This is a genomic window from Brevundimonas sp., assembly GCF_041648115.1.
In the GTDB taxonomy this organism is placed as follows: domain Bacteria; phylum Pseudomonadota; class Alphaproteobacteria; order Caulobacterales; family Caulobacteraceae; genus Brevundimonas.
In genome coordinates this window covers 137,620-154,626 of the sequence record NZ_JBAZPR010000001.1, presented here as the reverse complement: position 1 = coordinate 154,626, position 17,007 = coordinate 137,620, and the positions used below count along the sequence as shown (strand labels likewise).

Sequence of the window (17,007 nt, the reverse complement as noted above, 5' to 3'; positions counted from 1 at the left end):
CCTTGACCGGCCTGGGACGGCGTCCTACCCCGAAAGGCCGTTTTCCGAAGGACCGACCGAATGCCGCGCCTGATCCTGCTCCGCCATGGCCAAAGCCAGTGGAACCTCGAAAACCGCTTCACCGGCTGGGTCGACGTGGATCTGACGGCGGAGGGCGAGGCCCAGGCGCGTCACGGCGGCGAATTGATCGCCGAGGCCGTGTTCAAGCCGGCTGTGATGTTCACCTCGGTCCTGACACGCGCCCAGCGCACCGGCGCCCTGGCGCTGCAGTCGGCGGGCCTGACCGACGTGCCGGTGATCGAGGACTGGCGCCTGAACGAGCGCCACTATGGCGGCCTGACGGGGCTCAACAAGGCCGAGACGGCGCAGAAGCACGGCGAGGACCAGGTCAAGGTCTGGCGCCGCAGCTATGACGTGCCGCCGCCCCCGCTGGCGCCCGGCGGCGAGTTCGATTTCAACGCCGACCCCCGCTATGCCGGCAAGGCCATTCCCGACACCGAAAGCCTGAAGACCACGCTGGACCGGGTCAAGCCCTATTGGGACGCCGAGATCGCGCCGCGCCTGAAGGCGGGCGAGGACGTGCTGATCGCCGCCCACGGCAACTCCCTGCGGGCCATCGTCAAACTGCTGTTCGGCGTGCCGGACGATCAGATCGTCGGGGTCGAGATCCCCACGGGCAATCCGCTGGAGATCGATCTGGACGCGGATCTGAAGCCGACCGCCGCCCGCTACCTCGACGCCGCCCGCGCCGAAGCGCTGCCGACCCCATCATGAGCTGGAGCGCCGCCGACCAGGCCTTCATGGCCCAGGCCATCGCGCTGGCGACGGGGCGTATGGGCGAAACCTGGCCCAATCCGGCGGTCGGCTGCGTCATCGTCAAGGACGGCCGGGTGATCGCCCAGGCCGCCACCGCGCCGGGCGGCCGTCCCCATGCCGAGGAACAGGCCGTGCCCGCCGCCGGCGCCGATGTCGTCGGCTCGACCGTCTATGTCACGCTGGAGCCGTGCGGCGCCCGGTCGTCGGGCCGCAAGTCGTGCGCCCACTTCCTGACCGAGGCGGGCGTGGCGCGGGTCGTCATCGCCTGTCTGGACCCGTCCCCCTTCGCCGCCGGGCGGGGCACCGAGCGGCTGCGCGCGCAAGGCCTGACCGTCGAGACCGGCCTGATGTGCGAGGAGGGGGCGCCCCTGTGCGAAGGCTTCCTGCACCGGCTGGAAACCGGCCGGCCCATGGTGCGGATCAGCGAGGACGGCGTCGGCTTCGACGGCCGCTTCGTCGCCTCGCCCAAGGCCGATCTGGTCACCGAGCTTAAGCGGTTGGGCGAGGCGGGCTACACGCGTCTGTGGACCGGGCCGGGCGAGCTGGCCGAGGCGCTGGACGAGCAGGGCCTGCTGAGCATCTGAAAACCGAAGGTTGTTCAAAGGTTTCTTAAGTCAGACCGCATAGTGTGGCCTGATGGCCCTCGCCGCTGAACCCATTGTGAGAAAACGCCTGACGCAGGCGGAGCTGGACCTGGTCTGCGCCCGGCATGACCGGCTGTTCCAGGCTCGACCCGGCGGCGCCCGTGCGGTCTTCGCCTGGATGGATCTGTCCGGGCTCAGCCTGAAGGGGCGCAACCTGTCCGACGCCGATTTCGCCGCCGCCTGTCTGGAAGGCTGCGACCTGACGGGGGCCAAGCTGGACAACGCCAACTTCTTCGGCGCGGACATGCAGGACGCGATTCTGGCCGAGGCCAGCCTGCGACGTGCGGACCTGCGCGGCGCCTGCCTGCGCGGCGCGGACCTGTCGGGCGCCGACATGTTCGAGGCCGACCTGCGCGAAGGCGCCATCGCCGCCGCCGACGCCAAGCTGGGTTTCAAGGTCATCGAGCCGCGCCATCGCGAGGAGACCGAAGCCGTCGGCGCCAACCTGTCCGGCGCCAATCTGCAACGCTCCAAGATGTCGGGCGTCATCGCCATGAAGGCCGACTTCTCCGGCGCGGTGATGAAGGACTGCAAGCTGGTCCGGGCCAATCTGAAACAGGCCAACTTCCGGGGCACGGACCTGGCTGGGGCCGATCTGTCGGGCGCGGACCTGTCGGGCGCCGATCTGCGCGACGCCATTCTTGTCGGCTGCAAGATGACCATGTGGCGCGCGGACGGCGCGGACATGCAGGGCGCCCTGACCGACAACAAATCCGCGTGCGAATCCGTGGACCGTATGCCGGCCGCAGAGATGCTGCGCGAACACGCCCGCTGGTGCGAGACCGGCGGGACGGAGGGGCAGCCTTCGGTGTTCGATGGTGTCGATCTGCGTCCGTTGAAGTCGATCACGGGGCTGAACCTGACCGCCTTGTCGGCCAAGGGGGCAGTTTTCTATGGTCTGGACATGGAGGGGGTGCAGCTACAGGGCGCCCAGCTTGAAAACGCCGATCTGAGGTCCGCCAAACTGCGTCGCGCCGACCTGCGCGGGGCGCGTTTGAAGGGGGCCAGGCTGAACGGTGCGGACATGCGCGAGGCGCAGTTGGGACCGTTGCTGATCACCGCCGATCGCCTGATGCCGGCCGATCTGACGGGGGCTGTGCTGCGTGGCGCGGACCTGTCGGGCGCCGATCTGAAGCGCGCGGTCCTGATCGGCGCCGACCTGGGGCGTGCGACTATGCACGGCGCCCAGACCCGTCAGGCCGATCTGACCGACGCCAATCTGACCGGCGTGCGCGGCCTGGTCGTGGACCAGGCCGCTTAAAGCCTTAAGCCAGCGCTTTGAGCTGATCGACCAGGTCGGTCTTTTCCCAGCTGAAACCGCCGTCCGCATCGGGCTCGCGTCCGAAGTGGCCATAGGCGGCCGAGCGGGCGTAGATCGGCTTGTTCAGCTTCAGATGCTCACGGATCGCACGCGGCGTGGCGCCGCCGATCAGGTCCAGAATCTTGTCTTCCAGCACCGCTTCCGAAATCTTGCCGGTGCCGTGCAGATCGACGTGGATCGACTGGGGCTTGGCCACGCCGATGGCGTAGGAGATCTGGATGGTGCAGCGGTCGGCCAGACCCGCCGCGACCACATTCTTGGCCAGGTAGCGGCAGGCATAGGCGGCCGAACGGTCCACCTTGGTCGGGTCCTTGCCCGAGAAGGCGCCGCCGCCGTGGGGCGCCGCGCCACCGTAGGTATCGACGATGATCTTGCGGCCGGTCAGGCCTGCGTCGCCGTCAGGTCCGCCGATCTCGAAGATGCCGGTCGGGTTGATGTGCCAGACGGTGTTCTCGTCGGTGAAGCCTTCCGGCAGCACTTCGAGAATATAGGGTTTGACGATCTCGGCGACCTGTTCGGAGCTGAGGCCCTTGGCGTGCTGGGTCGACAGGACGATCGAAGTGGCGCGGACCGGCTTGCCGTCCTGGTATTCGATCGTCACCTGGCTCTTGGCATCCGGCTCCAGCTGCGAGCCGCCGGCGTGGCGAACCTCGGCGAGGCGCTTCAGGATGTTGTGGCTGTATTGCAGGGTCGCCGGCATCAGTTCCGGCGTCTCGTTCGACGCATAACCGAACATGATGCCCTGGTCGCCCGCGCCCTCGTCCTTCTCGTTGGTCGAGTCGACGCCGACGGCGATGTCCGCCGACTGGGCGTGCAGGTAGCAGGCGTATTCGGCCGTTTCCCAGTGAAAGCCGTCCTGCTCATAGCCGATGTCCTTGACTGCGGCGCGGACCAGCGGCTCCAGGCTGTCGATGATGGCCTGGGTGAAGGCTTCGTTCTCTTCCTTGGTGGCGCCCGGCCGGGTGGCGCGGACTTCGCCGGCCAGGACGATGCGCTGGGTCGTGACCAGGGTCTCGCACGCCACGCGCGCCTCGGGATCCTTGGCCAGGAAGGCGTCCACGACGGTGTCGGAGATGCGGTCTGCGACCTTGTCGGGGTGACCTTCGGAAACGCTTTCCGAGGTGAAGAGGAAGGAAGAACGAGCGGCCAAGAGAGGCTCCTGTCTGTGTCAGGCGGTCAGACATATAAAGATATGCTTATATGTTCAAGTGATCTGACATCGCGCGATGAGACGGAAAGTGGTTTGCAAGCTAAGCAGATCGGCTGACACCGGTGGATTTTAGGGTAAACAGGATGCGGGGGATCAAATGCCTGACAGCCTGACGACCAGAGAAAGCGAATGTGTCCACCTCGCCGGCCAGGGCCTGGAGGACAAGGAGATCGCTGCGCGTCTCGACATTTCGCCTCGCACCGTCGGCAATCACCTGCATCGCGCCTACGCCAAACTGGGGGTGTCGGACCGCAAGCTGGCGGCGCGCCGGCTGAGTAGCGTCTACTCAGAGGCGTCGATACTCATTCCCAACACCGGCCCCGATCCGCTGAATGATCCCACGTCGGCCGAACAGTTGGACGATGCGGTTTCCGACCGAACGACTTCCTGGCTTCTGCCGGCGCCGCCCCGCGGCGCTCTGGCAAGGGTGGGGATCATCGTCGCCGGGGCCGCCATCGCTCTTCTGTTCGCCATCGGGATCGTGACGGCGGGCATGGTGGTTCCATCCCTTTTCGACCGGCTCGCTCCCGCTGAAATGCGCTGACCAAACGGCTTAACGGGAGATGAGCCAATGAAGAATATGCACGTCGGCGTCCGCGTGGCGCGACAGGTCAGAACCGCCGAACACGCCGTCGATCAGGCGATGATCGAGGTCTGCCGGCTGGTCCAGACGGCGCTGGAAGGTCGGGTCGAGGCCCGCCTGGCGGCGGAAGTCGGACAGGACGCTCTGGCCAATATGGTTCGCGGCCTCAGCCAACTCGCCGAGGTTCGCGGCGCGGTCATCGCCAGTCACGGCGAACTGGCCCAGGTCGCCGACGAACACCAGGTCGGCTGGTACATGGACGGTCCTCGCGAGGACAAGACCGTCAAACCCACTGGGTTCGCCCCGGTTCTCGCCGTCGCCGCTTGATCGCGCCGGAATGTGGTCGCCGCTATCCTTGCTGCTGGAGGGCCTGACCTACGCGGTCATGGCGCTTCTGCTGTGGAAAGGCCGCACGCCCGAGCGGATCGTCGTCCTCGCCCTGTTCGCCTTGCAGTGGGGCACGCCATTGGTCGATCACCTGTTCATCGGACATTTCCGATGGGGGGTGGCGGGACTGTCGTTCGCCATGTTCTGCCTGCTGGTGGGCCTGGCGCTGCGATACGACCGCTGGTGGCTGCTTTTGGCGGCCGGCGCTCAGCTCATCGCGGTCTCGACCCATCTCGCCGGCATCGCCGGTTCCGACGCCCTTCTCTGGTCGATCGTGTCGACCCGAATGGTTGTCTGGTTCGAGCTCCTGCTTCTCGCCCTCTTTGGTGTCTGGGAGGCGCGCGCCGCCCCCTACGCCCATCCCAAATCACGGCGCGCGCCCGTCCGCGCGCCACACAAGGTCACAGTCCAATGAACACCCAAACCCCCACCGCCTTCATGCCCCTGTTCCGTTCGTGGCTGGAGACCGCCAATCTGGCTCAACAGGTCGGATCGCAATCCCTGTCGGCCAGCGGCGAGAACCTGCTGGTCGAGCTGGACCTTGCGCCGATGGAGGCGGCCGAAACCACCCTGCTGGATCATGCGCCCAGCACGGCGGTCGAGGCGGTCTGCATGATCGAGATCATTCGCCAGAGCCTGGCGGACGCGGGCCGTTCGGACGGCCGCGACATGCGCGCGCTGGACGCCATTCAGTCATGGCTCGCCGGCACGGCGCTGGAGGCGTCGTCGGACCGTCGAGACGAGGTGGAGCAGTTGCTGAAGAGCGTCAGCAACCGCGCCTGATCAGCCGCGCAGGCCCTTGGCTACGGTCAGAAGGGCGTCGCGTTGCGCGGCGTCCTTGATCCCGCGGAAGGCGGCCAGCAGTTCGGCGACGCCCGGGGCGGCCAGCGCAAGCTCGTCGCCCTCGGCCGTTTCCAACTCGCCCAGCAGGGCGGCGCCGGTCGACTTCAGAACCGAGGCGATCTGCAGAAGACGGGCGGCGGACACGCGATTGACGCCCCGCTCATACTTCTGAATCTGCTGGAAGGTGACGCCGGCGCCTGCGGCCAACTGCGCCTGGGTGATACGAAGTTCTTCGCGACGCGCACGGATGCGTCCGCCAATGGCGATGTCTACGGGATCTACTGCGTCGTTCATTTGGGCCTACGGACAGGACTAATGGCGTGCCAAGGCCCCAAAACATCAACGCCGTCAAGCCAAAGCTGCTTCGCTAAGGAGTGCTACGTGTGCTGATGAGTATGAATTCAACCATTAGGATACATGACGGCGCCCCCGCCGTCGCTTCCGGCGCGAACCGCGCTCGGAGAAGTGGTGCCGCTTAGGTGACTCGAACACCTGACCCCATCATTACGAATGATGTGCTCTACCGGCTGAGCTAAAGCGGCCCGGTTGCGACGGATGAAGTGGTCCGCGCGAGACGGGGTCTTTATACGGCCGTGTCGCGCTTGCCAAGCGCCGCTTTCAAGATCGTGAGCAATGAGGCTTCGTCGGGCGTTTGGGCCACGGCTGGCGTCAGACCCAGGGCGACCAGCGGGGCGGCGGCGGCGGGGGAGATACAGGCCGTGACGGCGTGCGACAGCCGGACGATGTCCTGTTCGGCCATGATCTTCGCCGCGCGGGGGGAGTGGATCAGGATCGCATCGAATGTCGTGGGCATGGCGACGGTCGTGGTTTGGGCGCGATAGACGATCAGGGGTTGGATCGAGACGTTGCGGGCGCCGGCGATGACCAGGGCGGCGTCGAAGTCGCCGGCGGGGGTTTCGGCTTGCGGGACCAGCACGGAGGCGTGGCTCAGCTCGGAGGCGATCAGGCGGGCGAGGGCGTGAAGGTCGCCGGAGGCGGAACGGACCTCGTCGAAGCCGGCGTCGCGGGCGGCCTGGGCGGTGGCGTCGCCGACGGCGAAGACCGGGCGGTCGCGTTCGGGCGTCAGGGCGGCGAAGGCTGCGACGCCGTTGATGCTGGTGAAGGCCAGCGCGTCGAAGGGAGCCAGGTCAGGGACGGGCGGGGTCAGGTTCTGGATCGTCAGCAGGGGGGCGATGATCGGCTCCAGCCCCATGGCTTGCAGGCGTGCGGCGGTGCGGGCGGCGCCGGGCTCGGCGCGAGTGATCCAGATGCGGGCGGGCCTGGCTTCTGCGTTGGGGGCGGTCATCCGTCCAGGGTCGCGGGATCGACCTCCTGATCGCCGGCGGAAGCGTGGACCTCGCCGCCCAATCGCTGGCCCAGGGCGCGGGCGTCGGCTTCGGTGGGTTGGGGCAGGTCGCCGACGCGGCGCCAGCGGGCGGACCCGTCGGGGCTGAGCATTTCGGTGGTCAGGTGAAGGATGTCGTGCTCGATGCGGGCATAGGCGCCGACGGCGGTGCGGCACGACCCTTCCAGCGCCGTCATGGCCCCACGCTCGGCGGCGACGGCGATGGCGGTCGCGGGGTGGTTCAGGGCGGCGACCCATTGGGCGTTCAGGGGCGCGTCGATGTTGGCGGCACGCGTCTGAATGGCCAGGGCGCCCTGGCCTGGCGCGGGCAGGAAGGCGTCCAGCGACAGTTTCTCGCGAATGTGTTCGGTGACGCCCAGGCGCGTCATGCCTGACACCGCCAGAAGGATGGCGTCGAAATCCCCCTCGGCCGCGCGGCGCAGCCGGGTGTCGATGTTGCCGCGCAGCATCTCGACCTTCAGGTCGGGCCGCAGGGCCAGGGCCTGGGCCTGGCGACGCAGGCTGGCGGTGCCCAGGCGGGCGCCGAAGGGCAGGGTATCGAAGCTGTCGAAGTCGCGGCTGATGAAGGCGTCGCGGGCGTCCTCCCGTTCGGGGATGGCGGCGATGCACAGGCCCTGCGGCTGTTCGGCGGGGACGTCCTTCATCGAATGGATGGCGATGTCGATCCGGCCGGCCAGTAGCGCCTCCTCGATCTCCTTTGTGAACAGGGCCTTGCCGCCGATTTCCAGCAGGCGGCGGTCCTGAATGCGGTCGCCGGTGGTGACGATCTCGACCAGGGGAATGGCGGTCTCGATCTCGGCCTCGGGCACGTTCAGGGCGCGGCCGATGGCGCGCTGCATCATGCCGGACTGGGCCAGGGCCAGCTTGGAACGCCGGGTGCCGATGCGGAGAGGAAAGGTCATGAGCGTTGCGCACCGGTCGCCGGGTCGCTACCTCGACCCGATGGAGATGTCCGCCGACTATAGCAGCGGCGCCAAGTCAGCAACTGGACGGGATGTCCCCCCTCGTCCCGGTCATGCGCTGACGGTGCTGGGCCTGGAGACCAGCTGCGACGAGACCGCCGCCTCGGTGGTGCGCCTGACAGGTGGTCGGGCGGAGGTGCTGTCCTCGGTCGTCCACAGCCAGATCGACGATCATGCGGCCTATGGCGGCGTGGTGCCCGAGATCGCGGCGCGCAGCCATGTGGAGATGATCGCCGAGGTCACGCGTCGCGCAATGTCCGAGGCGGACATGGGCTATGACGGGCTGGACGGGATCGCGGCGACGGCCGGGCCGGGCCTGGTCGGCGGGGTCATGGTGGGGCTGAGCTTCGGCAAGGCGGCGGCGCTGGCGCGCGGCCTGCCTCTGGTGGCGGTCAATCATCTGGAAGGCCATGCGGTGTCAGCGCGGCTGGGGGCGGAGGTCGCCTATCCCTTCCTGCTGCTGCTGGTGTCTGGCGGCCATTGCCAGCTTCTGGAGGTGCGCGGCATCGGCGACATGAGCCGGATCGGCGCCACCATCGATGACGCGGCGGGTGAGGCTTTCGACAAGATCGCAAAGGCCCTGGGGCTGGGTTATCCGGGCGGGCCGGCGCTGGAACGGCTGGCGATGCAGGGCGATGGGTCGCGGTTCGACCTGCCCCGCGCGCTGCTGGGCCGCAAGGATTGCGATTTCTCTTTCTCGGGCCTGAAGACGGCGGCCTTCCGCATCGCACAGACCTGCGAGACGGAGCAGGATAAGGCGGACCTGGCCGACGCGGTTCAGAACGCCATCGCGCGTCAGCTGTCGGATCGGTCGGAGCGCGCGTTGGCGGCCTATGCCGAAACCCATGAGCACAGGTTGTTTGTGGTGGCGGGCGGGGTCGCGGCCAACAAGACCATCCGCGCGACCTTGCAGGCGACGGCGGCCAAACACGGCTTCGACTTCCTGGCCCCGCCCATGGCCTATTGCACCGACAATGCGGCGATGATCGCCTTGGCGGGGGCGGAGCGGCTGGCGCTGGGACTGACCAGCGACATCGACGTCGTCGCACGGCCGCGATGGCCGCTGGACGAAGCGCGCGCCCTGTCCGATCCTTCGCACAAGCCGGGCCGCAAAGGCGCCAAGGCGTGAACGATAAAGAAGCTTCGGGAGGGCGTATGGAATTCCGCACGGCAGGAGTCATCGGCGCGGGCGCCTGGGGCACGGCCCTGGCGCAGGTCTGCGTTCGGGCTGGTCTGGACACGACCTTGCAAGCGCGCGAGCAGCAGTTGGTCGAGACCCTGCGGGCGACGCGGGCCAACGACCTGTATCTGCCCGGCGTGCCGCTGGCCGACGCACTGAAGTTCACGGCCGATCTGGGCGACCTGGCCGACTGCGACGTGATCCTGGCCGTGCCGCCTGCCCAGCATATGCGGGCGACGCTGACGGCGTTTGCGCCCCACTATCGCGCCGGCGTGCCGGTGGTGCTGTGCTCCAAGGGGGTCGAGCGCGGCACGATGAAGTTGATGACCGAAGTGCTGGCCGAGACCTTGCCGGACGCGCCTGCCGCCGTCCTGTCCGGCCCCAGTTTCGCTGGCGAGGTGTCGCGCGGCCTGCCCACCGCCGTCACCCTGGCCTGCGCCGATGCGGCGCTGGGCGAGGCGCTGCTGAACACCCTGTCGGCGCCGGGCTTCCGGCCCTATCTGGCGACCGATCTGGTGGGGGCCGAGGCGGGCGGGGCGCTGAAGAACGTCCTGGCCATCGCCTGCGGCATTTCCGAGGGGCGTCACCTGGGACGCAGCGCCCATGCCGCCCTCATCACGCGCGGCTTTGCCGAAATGACCCGCCTCGCCGTCGCTATGGGTGGTCAGGCCGAGACGGTGGCGGGCCTGTGCGGCCTGGGCGACCTCGTCCTGACCTGCTCCAGCCCCCAGTCGCGCAACATGAGTCTGGGCCTGGCCCTGGGCCAGGGACAGACGGTGGAACAGGCCCTGGCCGGCAAACGGTCGGTGGCCGAGGGCTATGAGAGCGCGCCAGCCGTGCGCGAACTGGCGGCGCGTCTGGGCGTGGAAATCCCGATCTCTGAAGGTGTCGCCGCCCTGCTGGCCGGCGAGATCGACGTGGACGGCCTGATCGACGGCCTGTTGTCGCGTCCATTGAAGGCCGAACGTGTCTGAGGACGCACCCGCAGAGCGCCAACGGGTCTGGAAGACGCCGCCGGGCGTGGCCCTGTGCGCCGAGGGCGACATCGCCGACCCCGGCTCGCGCGGTTTCGTGCTCCAGATCGGCGAGGCCTTCTTCCACGGCTTCGTGGTGCGTAAGGACGGTCAGGTCGCCGGCTGGGTGGACCGCTGCCCCCATGCGGGTTTTCCCATCGCCATGGAGATCGACCGCTATCTGACGCCCGACGGATCCTTGATCCTTTGCGGCTGGCACGGGGCGGTGTTCGAGCCGCTGACCGGCGAGTGCAAGGGCGGCCCCTGTGCGGGCGGGCGGCTGACGCCCTGGCCTGTGGCGGCGACGGGCGGGATCGTCAGGACGGCCTGAGGTCGATCAGCGCGCCAGCTTGCCCTTGGCCTTGGCGGCGCTGAGGACCACTTTCGGGTCCGGCTTCTTCACCTCGACGCTGGTGTGGTTCAGGATCGACAGGATGTAGCGGCCGATGTTCAGCCGCGCCGTCTTCTTGTCGTCTGTGGCCACGACGACCCAGGGCGCGAAGGGGCGATCCGTCTCGTCCAGCATGCGGTCGCGGGCGTCGGAATAGGCGTCGAACCGCGCCTCGGCCTCGGCGTCCAGCGACGACAGCTTGAACTTCTTCAGCGGGTCGGTGCGGCGTTCCTTCAGCCGTTTGGCCTGTTCTTCGCGCGAGATGTCCAGCCAGATCTTGATCAGGATGATCCCGTCGTCGGTCAGCATCCGCTCGAAGCGCGGGGCGTCGGTCATGAACTGGGCGTACTGCTCGGGCTTGCAGTATCCCATCACCGGCTCGACCCCGGCGCGGTTGTACCAGGACCGGTTGAAGATCACCGTCTCGCCCGCCGCCGGCAGGTGTGAGACATACCGCTGGAAATACCACTGGCTGGTTTCGCGGTCGCTGGGCTTGGGCAGGGCGATGACGCGCGTCTGGCGCGGTGACATGTGTTCGGTCAGCCGCTTGATCGCCCCGTCCTTGCCGGCGGTGTCGCGACCCTCCAGCACGATGACCACGCGCGAGCCGTGTTCGATGCTCCAGGCCTGGGTCTGGACGATGGCCAGCTGAATCTGCTCCAGCTCGGCTTCATAGGCGTCTGATTTCTTTCCCATGGTGAAAGAGTGGGCCGGACGGGGCCTGCGGGCAAGGGGTGTGCGTTCTCAGGGAGCCGACGGCGAAGCTGGGCGTTAAGGGCGCGGGGCCTGTCCGGCCCGTGACGGGGCGGAATGAAGCGCGATCTGGCGGACATGTGGAATCTGGTGTGGGAGCTGGCGCTGCTTGTCTGCTCGGCCTTCGCCCTGCTGAACGTCTTCGCTCCGCCACAGGATCTGCCGTGGAAGCCGCTGGATCTGGACCGACCCCTGGGGCGTGCGACCTCGGCCAAGGTCGCGGCCTTCGACGTGCCGACCGCCGCGACGCCCCAGGCCGTGGAGGGCGCGACCGAGGCCTGTATGCAGGCGTTGCGCAATGCGGGGGTTCAGGTCGAACGGGCGGCCGACCGCGACGACGGCGGCTTCTGCGTGGTGCGCGGAGCCGTGCGGATTACGGGCGGCGAGGTGACGCCTCTCGCGCCCGCCGGCGTTGTCATGCAGTGCCCGCTGGCCGTCCGCTACGTCATCTGGGACCGACAGGTGCTGCGCCCGGCCTCGCGCGACATCCTGGGGTCGGAGCCGGCGCGGGTCGAGAACTACGGCACCTATTCCTGCCGCCGCATCTATGGCTCCCAGGACGAGCAGGAGCGCCCCAGCGAACACGCCCGGGCCAATGCCCTGGACGTCGCAGGCGTCACGCTGAAGGACGGGCGGACCGTCAGTGTGCTGAACGACTGGCGGGGCGAAGGTCCTGCGGGCGAGCAGGGGTCACGGTTCCTGCATGCCGTTCGCGACGGCGCCTGCCGTCTGTTCTCGACTGTGCTGACGCCCGACTACAACGCCGCCCACGCCAACCATCTGCACATCGACGGCGCCGCCCGGGGCATCTGCCGTTAATCCTGAATGCGTCCCGTGCGAATCGCTTTGCTGTTGACCGCCTCGAAAAGCCGGGTGACAACATCGATACAGTCCGGATTTTGCGTGGGGTCCACACCCGCGTTTCGCTCCTTCGCCTGAACGAGCTGTCCAGATGGATTGTCGGGTCACCCTGATGGGGATCCGCCTGGAAAAGCGCGTTGACGGAGACGCAGACATGGCGACCGGCACGGTCAAGTGGTTCAACCCCACAAAGGGCTTCGGCTTCATCCAACCCGATACCGGCGGTCAGGACGTTTTCGTCCATATCACCGCCGTTCAGAAGGCCGGACTTCAGGGCCTCGATGAGAACGCCAAGGTCGAATACGAGCTGGAAAGCCAGCGCGGCAAGACCTCGGCGATCGACCTCAAGATTCTCTGAGTCGATCAGCCTTCAAGGCTTAGAGACAGGCGCGGCGGCTTCGGCTTCCGCGCCTGTTTTCTTTTTTGCTTGGGCTATCGCGCTTCGCGCTACTTGAGCCCGGCTGGAGCGTCAGCGGCGGGGACCGTCTTCGCTCTCTGCGACCTCTGCGCCAGGACGATGGCGCCCAGCACCAGGGCGCCGCCCAGGGCCTGAACCGGCGTCAGGGTCTCGCCGAAGATCCACCAGCCCAGCAAGCCGGCGACCACGGGCTGGATCAGGATGGTGACGGCCGTGACCGAGGCCGGCAGCTTGCCCAGCGCCCAGGCCACGCCGCCTTGGCCAAAGACGTGCATGATCCCCATGGCGATACAGGCGGCCCAGCCGCTTGGCCCGGCGGGGATGATGTCCTCGCCCAGGGCCAGAGCGACGATCAGCAGCAGAGGCGCGCCCAGCAATGTGGCCCAGAAGGTGACGCGCATGGCGCCGGCCGTCCGCCTCGCGGCCTTCACCGCCAGGAAATAGCCCGAGTACCAGACCGCCACCGACAGCGAGAAGATGTCGCCCAGCGGCGGATTGGTCCCCTGTCCGCCGTCCGCCCCCGCCGCCATGGCGAAAGCGCCGCCCATCGCCAGGGCCAGGGCCACAAGGAACAGCCGGTGCGGCCGCTCCTTCAGCACGAACCAGCCGAACAGGGTGACCACCACTGGCGTCAGGTTGCACAGCACCGTCGCATTGGCGACGGACGTCATGACGATGCCGTAGTGCCAGAAGCTGAGATCCAGCGCGAAGAACAGGCCCGCCAGCAGCGCCCATTTCGACGGGGTCGCGATCCCGCCCGGCTCGCGCGTCGCCAGTATGGTCAGCAGCGGCAGGGCGAACAGAAAACGCCAGAACCCCGCCGCCGCCGGTCCCGTCTCGGTCAACCGCACCAGAATGGGCGCCAGGCCCAGCACGCAGGCGGCGATCAGCAGGACGATCAGGGCGAAGGCGCGCGGCGAGACGCGCGAAACCAAGGCGGACATGGCGCGGCTCATACGCCGCCCTGCGGCGTGACGCCACAGGGCGTGCGATCAGATCAGCGGATCGATCCGCGCCTTTAGGCTCACAGCCAGGCCCGGCGCCCGGTCCAGATAGTCGATAGTGCCTTCCAACTGCCCCACCAGGCTCTGGATCATCATCGAGCCGAAGCCCTTACCCGCCAGATGGCCGCCGGCGCCTTCATCTTCGACCGACAGGCGGAAGTGGGCGCCCTGGTCTTCCATGATGATCCGCAGCGGACCGGGCTTGCCGTTGTAGGCGTATTTCTGGGCGTTGATGATCAGCTCGGTCAGGATCAGGCCGATGGTGACGGCCCGCCCTGCGTCGACGCAGACCGGGTCCAGATCCGTCTCGATCGCGGCGGTCCAGTCCGGCCCCATGCTGGAACTGAGATCCTCCACCAGATCGCCGATGTAGCGGGCCATGTCGATGGAGGCGACCTGGTCGCCAAGATAGAGGCGGCTGTGCACCGCCGAGACGGCGCGCACGCGACGACGCGCTTCGTTCAAGGCCGTGGCCGCAGGGCCTCCCGTCTGCTCGCGCGCCTGAAGGCCCAGGAAGCTGGACACCAGGGTCAGGCTGTTCTGGACCCGGTGGTTTACTTCGCGGATCAGATATTGCTGCTGCTCCAGCCGCAGATCCCGCTCGGACAGGCGATCCTGAAGCGAGCGGTTGAGGCGGCGCAGCTGGTCGATGGCGGCATAGTCGGCCAGGGCGTCGCGAAGCCGTCCGGCGGACTCGATCGCGGCGGGGCTCCAGCGATGGGCGCGGCCCGAAACCGATTCCGACCAGCTTTCGAAGGAGGCGCGGGGCGTCAGCACGGCGTTGGGACCGGTCTTGTCGGCGGTCGAGGGATTGCCGGCCCAGCGCACCGTCTCGATCACTTCGGATCGGAACCACAGGATCGATACCGGCTGGTCGATGGGCAGGGTGACGGCCAACAGGCCGCTGGCATGCGTCGTCCAGGCCTTGGCCTGGGGCAGGACGGCGGACAGGTTGTGGGACGACACGGGGCGCAGGCCGGGCCGCGATGCCGCCCAGGCGGCGACGGCGCCCACCGCATCGCGGGGCGGCGTATAGCCGAAGGTCTGGATCTCGCCGTCGCCGACGATGGCCAGGCCGTCGGCGCCCGTCAGCTGCATCAGCGGATCGGCGCGCGTGGCCAGCGCCTCGCGCAGCGGCCGATCCGTCGGAAGCCGACCGACCAGTTCGTCTTCCATGCGGCGCAGACGGGTGCGCTCGCGATAAAGGTCGGCGTCGCCCTTGGCCTTCAGCTGGCGCGCCAGATTGCGGGTCAGGGTCGTGCAGCCGACCCGCAGTTCGTAGGGCAGCAGTTTGGGCGAGGCGTTGTGACAGGCGATCAGCCCCCACAGCGCGTCATCGACGATGATCGACACCGAGGCCGAGGCCCGCACGTCCATGTTCTGGAGATATTGCAGATGGATCGGCGACACCGACCGCAGGCCGCTGTCGCTCATGTCCAGCGGCGCTTCGCCGGGCGCGACAGGCCGCAAGGGCTGGGGCCTATAACGGCTGTCGGGAATGACCCGCACGGGGTTGCGCAGATAAAGGGCCCGCGCCTGTCTGGGGATGTCGGCGGCCGGGAAATGGTGGTTCAGGAAGGAGCCTGTTCCGTCCGCACGGGCTTCGGCGACCACCTGGCCCGCGTCGTCGTCGTGGAAGCGGTAGATCATGACCCGGTCGAACCCGGTCAGCTTGCGAAAGGCTTCGGCCGCCCGATCGCACACCGACTGCACCGTCACCGCCCGTTCCAGCGATGCGCCGGCGGTGTCCAGATTGGCGACCAGGTCGATGCCCAAGCGCGCCTGCTGCGAGCTCTGTTCGACCTCGACGATCATCAGGTCGTCGGCGGCGGCGGCATTGGGCGCGCGGTGGACGACCACGTCATATTCCAGCCGGTTGGTCGCGCGCCAGCGGCAAGCGAAACCGGTCTCCTGCAAGGCCGCCATCGAGCGGATACGCCGGTCTGCGACATCGCCCAGCACGTCCGCGATCGGGCGGTCGATCCAGACGGTGCGGCCGGTCAGATCCTCGATGGCGCCCGCACCCTGGCGGATCGTCAGGGATTGCAGGTCGAGCACCAGCAGGAAGCCGTGCGGCTGAATGGATTGTGGAATGTGGATCGGCTCGCGATCACATTCGGTCAGATCGGGTTCGACGTTTTCCAGAGTCTCGGTCATGCGCAGGCGTCCCGCGTCTGCGGTTGCGGGGACGGGTGGTCGGCGGCTTCCCGAAGAGCGAGAAGGGCAGGGGAAGCGATCATGGGCGCCAGATTAACACACTGTCTTGTCTTGTCGATTTTCACGGGCGTGAAGCCGCGCTAGAAGGCGCGTCACGGACACGGAACGGCCCAGGGCGCATGGCGTTCAGCAGCCTCGTCCATTTTCATTTCGCTCGGAACGGTAGGCCCTCATGAAACTGCGCGTGCGCGCCGAGCTCGTCTATCGTTTCGATCCGCCGACGGACGCCATCTACAAGATCCAGGTCGCCCACTGGCCCGGCCAGGACATCATCGAAGAGACCCTGACCTTCGATCCGCCTGTGGAATTCCATGAGGACGAGGACGTCGATTTCGGCGCCCGCACCCTGCGTTGCCATGTCGAGGGCGAGGTCACCCTGACCTATGAGGCGGTGGTCGAGAACGGCGTGCTGAAGGGCCTGCCGCCCAGCGTATCCCAACACGACTGGGGCGAACTGCCTGCCGAGGTCCTGCCCTATCTGCAGCCCAGCCGATATTGCCCGTCGGACCAGTTCGGCCGCTTCGTCACGCGCGAGTTCGGCGATACGGCGGGGGGCGCGCGCGTGCTGGCGATCCTGAACTGGATCACCGCCAACGTCGATTACGAGCACGGGGTCTCGGATACCGAGACCACGGCGGCCCGCACCTTCATCGACCGCGCTGGGGTATGCCGCGACTTCACACACCTGGGCATGACCCTGTGCCGGGCCTCGGGCATTCCCGCGCGCGCCGTCAGCGCCTTCGCCCACCAGCTGGAGCCGCCCGATTTTCACGCCATCTTCGAGGTCTGGCTGGACAATGGCTGGTGGCTGGTCGATGCGACGGGCCTGGCGCCGGTCGAGGGTCTGGTGCGGATCGCCTGCGGACGCGACGCGGCCGACATCGCCTTCCTGACGACCCAGGAGCGCTGCCAGATGGTGCGCCAGTCGGTGACGGTGGCGGCGGCTTGATTTCTGTTCCTCTCCCATTGGGAGAGGGCTTGAGCGCACGACAGCATAGCCGTCGTTCTGGCGCGAAAGGGTGAGGGGCGGGTGGTGCG

General features: G+C 67.8%; 20 protein-coding genes and 1 tRNA gene. 13 read left to right on the top strand and 8 right to left on the bottom strand.

From position 1 onward, the window contains the following. Positions 1-60 precede the first annotated feature (60 nt). Genes WC597_RS00775 through WC597_RS00765 form a run of 3 tightly spaced genes read left to right on the top strand, consistent with a single transcriptional unit; the run spans position 61 to position 2,721 of the window. Positions 61-774, top strand: coding sequence for a 2,3-diphosphoglycerate-dependent phosphoglycerate mutase (locus WC597_RS00775; RefSeq protein ID WP_372691310.1), 714 nt, complete (start codon positions 61-63; stop codon positions 772-774). Then, positions 771-1,400: a bifunctional diaminohydroxyphosphoribosylaminopyrimidine deaminase/5-amino-6-(5-phosphoribosylamino)uracil reductase RibD gene (locus WC597_RS00770; protein ID WP_372691309.1), complete on the top strand. Its 630-nt coding sequence runs from the start codon at positions 771-773 to the stop codon at positions 1,398-1,400. Before WC597_RS00775 ends, WC597_RS00770 begins: the two co-directional genes overlap by 4 nt. Before the next feature lie 52 nt (positions 1,401-1,452). Next, a complete protein-coding gene (locus WC597_RS00765) occupies positions 1,453-2,721 on the top strand; it encodes a pentapeptide repeat-containing protein (protein WP_372691308.1) in 1,269 nt (422 codons plus the stop codon). Positions 2,722-2,725: 4 nt separating this feature from the next. Here the strand turns inward: WC597_RS00765 and metK are convergent, their stop codons facing one another. Beyond that, on the bottom strand, positions 2,726-3,931 hold the full coding sequence (metK, locus tag WC597_RS00760; protein ID WP_372691307.1) for a methionine adenosyltransferase: 1,206 nt from the start codon (positions 3,929-3,931) through the stop codon (positions 2,726-2,728). Between the two features lie 157 nt (positions 3,932-4,088). Between metK and WC597_RS00755 the strand changes: the two genes are divergently transcribed. Genes WC597_RS00755 through WC597_RS00740 form a run of 4 tightly spaced genes read left to right on the top strand, consistent with a single transcriptional unit; the run spans position 4,089 to position 5,744 of the window. Then, entirely contained in the window at positions 4,089-4,535 is a 447-nt protein-coding gene (locus tag WC597_RS00755) for a helix-turn-helix transcriptional regulator (RefSeq protein ID WP_372691306.1), read from the top strand. A 27-nt stretch (positions 4,536-4,562) separates the two neighbouring features. Then, positions 4,563-4,901, top strand: a complete 339-nt coding sequence (locus WC597_RS00750) for a hypothetical protein (protein ID WP_372691305.1) — start codon at positions 4,563-4,565, stop codon at positions 4,899-4,901. Between the two features lie 10 nt (positions 4,902-4,911). Next, entirely contained in the window at positions 4,912-5,376 is a 465-nt protein-coding gene (locus WC597_RS00745; RefSeq protein ID WP_372691304.1) for a hypothetical protein, read from the top strand. Continuing rightward, positions 5,373-5,744 carry a hypothetical protein gene (locus WC597_RS00740; RefSeq protein ID WP_372691303.1) on the top strand — a complete coding sequence of 124 codons (372 nt, stop codon included), beginning with the start codon at positions 5,373-5,375 and terminating at the stop codon, positions 5,742-5,744. Before WC597_RS00745 ends, WC597_RS00740 begins: the two co-directional genes overlap by 4 nt. Here WC597_RS00740 and WC597_RS00735 read toward each other — a convergent pair whose 3' ends face one another. The 4 genes from WC597_RS00735 to hemC form a co-directional block, all read right to left on the bottom strand. Beyond that, on the bottom strand, positions 5,745-6,098 hold the full coding sequence (locus tag WC597_RS00735; protein ID WP_159846652.1) for a helix-turn-helix domain-containing protein: 354 nt from the start codon (positions 6,096-6,098) through the stop codon (positions 5,745-5,747). Between the two features lie 172 nt (positions 6,099-6,270). Next, positions 6,271-6,346 (bottom strand) — tRNA-Thr (locus tag WC597_RS00730). A gap of 41 nt (positions 6,347-6,387) precedes the next feature. Beyond that, on the bottom strand, positions 6,388-7,110 hold the full coding sequence (locus WC597_RS00725; RefSeq protein ID WP_372691302.1) for a uroporphyrinogen-III synthase: 723 nt from the start codon (positions 7,108-7,110) through the stop codon (positions 6,388-6,390). Then, a complete protein-coding gene (hemC, locus tag WC597_RS00720; protein ID WP_372691301.1) occupies positions 7,107-8,072 on the bottom strand; it encodes a hydroxymethylbilane synthase in 966 nt (321 codons plus the stop codon). The genes WC597_RS00725 and hemC overlap by 4 nt, the downstream gene beginning before the upstream one ends. On the opposite strand from hemC, the gene tsaD reads away from it, so the two are divergent. The 3 genes from tsaD to WC597_RS00705 are packed head-to-tail and all read left to right on the top strand — an operon-like array spanning position 8,071 to position 10,656. Then, positions 8,071-9,261, top strand: a complete 1,191-nt coding sequence (gene tsaD, locus WC597_RS00715) for a tRNA (adenosine(37)-N6)-threonylcarbamoyltransferase complex transferase subunit TsaD (RefSeq protein ID WP_372691300.1) — start codon at positions 8,071-8,073, stop codon at positions 9,259-9,261. The genes hemC and tsaD overlap by 2 nt on opposite strands. 26 nt (positions 9,262-9,287) lie before the next feature. Next, the gene (locus tag WC597_RS00710) at positions 9,288-10,286 is read left to right on the top strand and encodes an NAD(P)H-dependent glycerol-3-phosphate dehydrogenase (protein ID WP_372691299.1); all 999 of its coding nucleotides are present in this window, start codon (positions 9,288-9,290) and stop codon (positions 10,284-10,286) included. Then, complete coding sequence (locus WC597_RS00705) at positions 10,279-10,656, top strand: Rieske (2Fe-2S) protein (protein ID WP_372691298.1); 378 nt, start codon at positions 10,279-10,281, stop codon at positions 10,654-10,656. The genes WC597_RS00710 and WC597_RS00705 overlap by 8 nt, the downstream gene beginning before the upstream one ends. A 6-nt stretch (positions 10,657-10,662) precedes the next feature. Here the strand turns inward: WC597_RS00705 and ppk2 are convergent, their stop codons facing one another. Next, positions 10,663-11,412 (bottom strand): polyphosphate kinase 2, encoded by a 750-nt coding sequence (ppk2, locus tag WC597_RS00700; RefSeq protein ID WP_372691297.1) that lies wholly within the window; start codon positions 11,410-11,412, stop codon positions 10,663-10,665. A gap of 114 nt (positions 11,413-11,526) precedes the next feature. Here ppk2 and WC597_RS00695 point away from each other — a divergent pair, with 114 nt between their 5' ends. Then, positions 11,527-12,288, top strand: coding sequence for an extensin family protein (locus tag WC597_RS00695; protein ID WP_372691296.1), 762 nt, complete (start codon positions 11,527-11,529; stop codon positions 12,286-12,288). A gap of 196 nt (positions 12,289-12,484) precedes the next feature. Then, positions 12,485-12,688, top strand: a complete 204-nt coding sequence (locus WC597_RS00690) for a cold-shock protein (RefSeq protein WP_372691295.1) — start codon at positions 12,485-12,487, stop codon at positions 12,686-12,688. 89 nt (positions 12,689-12,777) lie between these two features. On the opposite strand, the gene WC597_RS00685 is transcribed toward WC597_RS00690, so the two are convergent. Together WC597_RS00685 and WC597_RS00680 are read right to left on the bottom strand one after the other, a co-directional pair. Beyond that, positions 12,778-13,692: a DMT family transporter gene (locus WC597_RS00685; RefSeq protein WP_372691294.1), complete on the bottom strand. Its 915-nt coding sequence runs from the start codon at positions 13,690-13,692 to the stop codon at positions 12,778-12,780. A 48-nt stretch (positions 13,693-13,740) separates the two neighbouring features. Continuing rightward, positions 13,741-15,909, bottom strand: coding sequence for a histidine kinase dimerization/phosphoacceptor domain -containing protein (locus WC597_RS00680; protein ID WP_372691293.1), 2,169 nt, complete (start codon positions 15,907-15,909; stop codon positions 13,741-13,743). Positions 15,910-16,141: 232 nt separating this feature from the next. Here WC597_RS00680 and WC597_RS00675 point away from each other — a divergent pair, with 232 nt between their 5' ends. Continuing rightward, positions 16,142-16,918: a transglutaminase family protein gene (locus WC597_RS00675; protein ID WP_372691292.1), complete on the top strand. Its 777-nt coding sequence runs from the start codon at positions 16,142-16,144 to the stop codon at positions 16,916-16,918. Positions 16,919-17,007 lie beyond the last annotated feature (89 nt).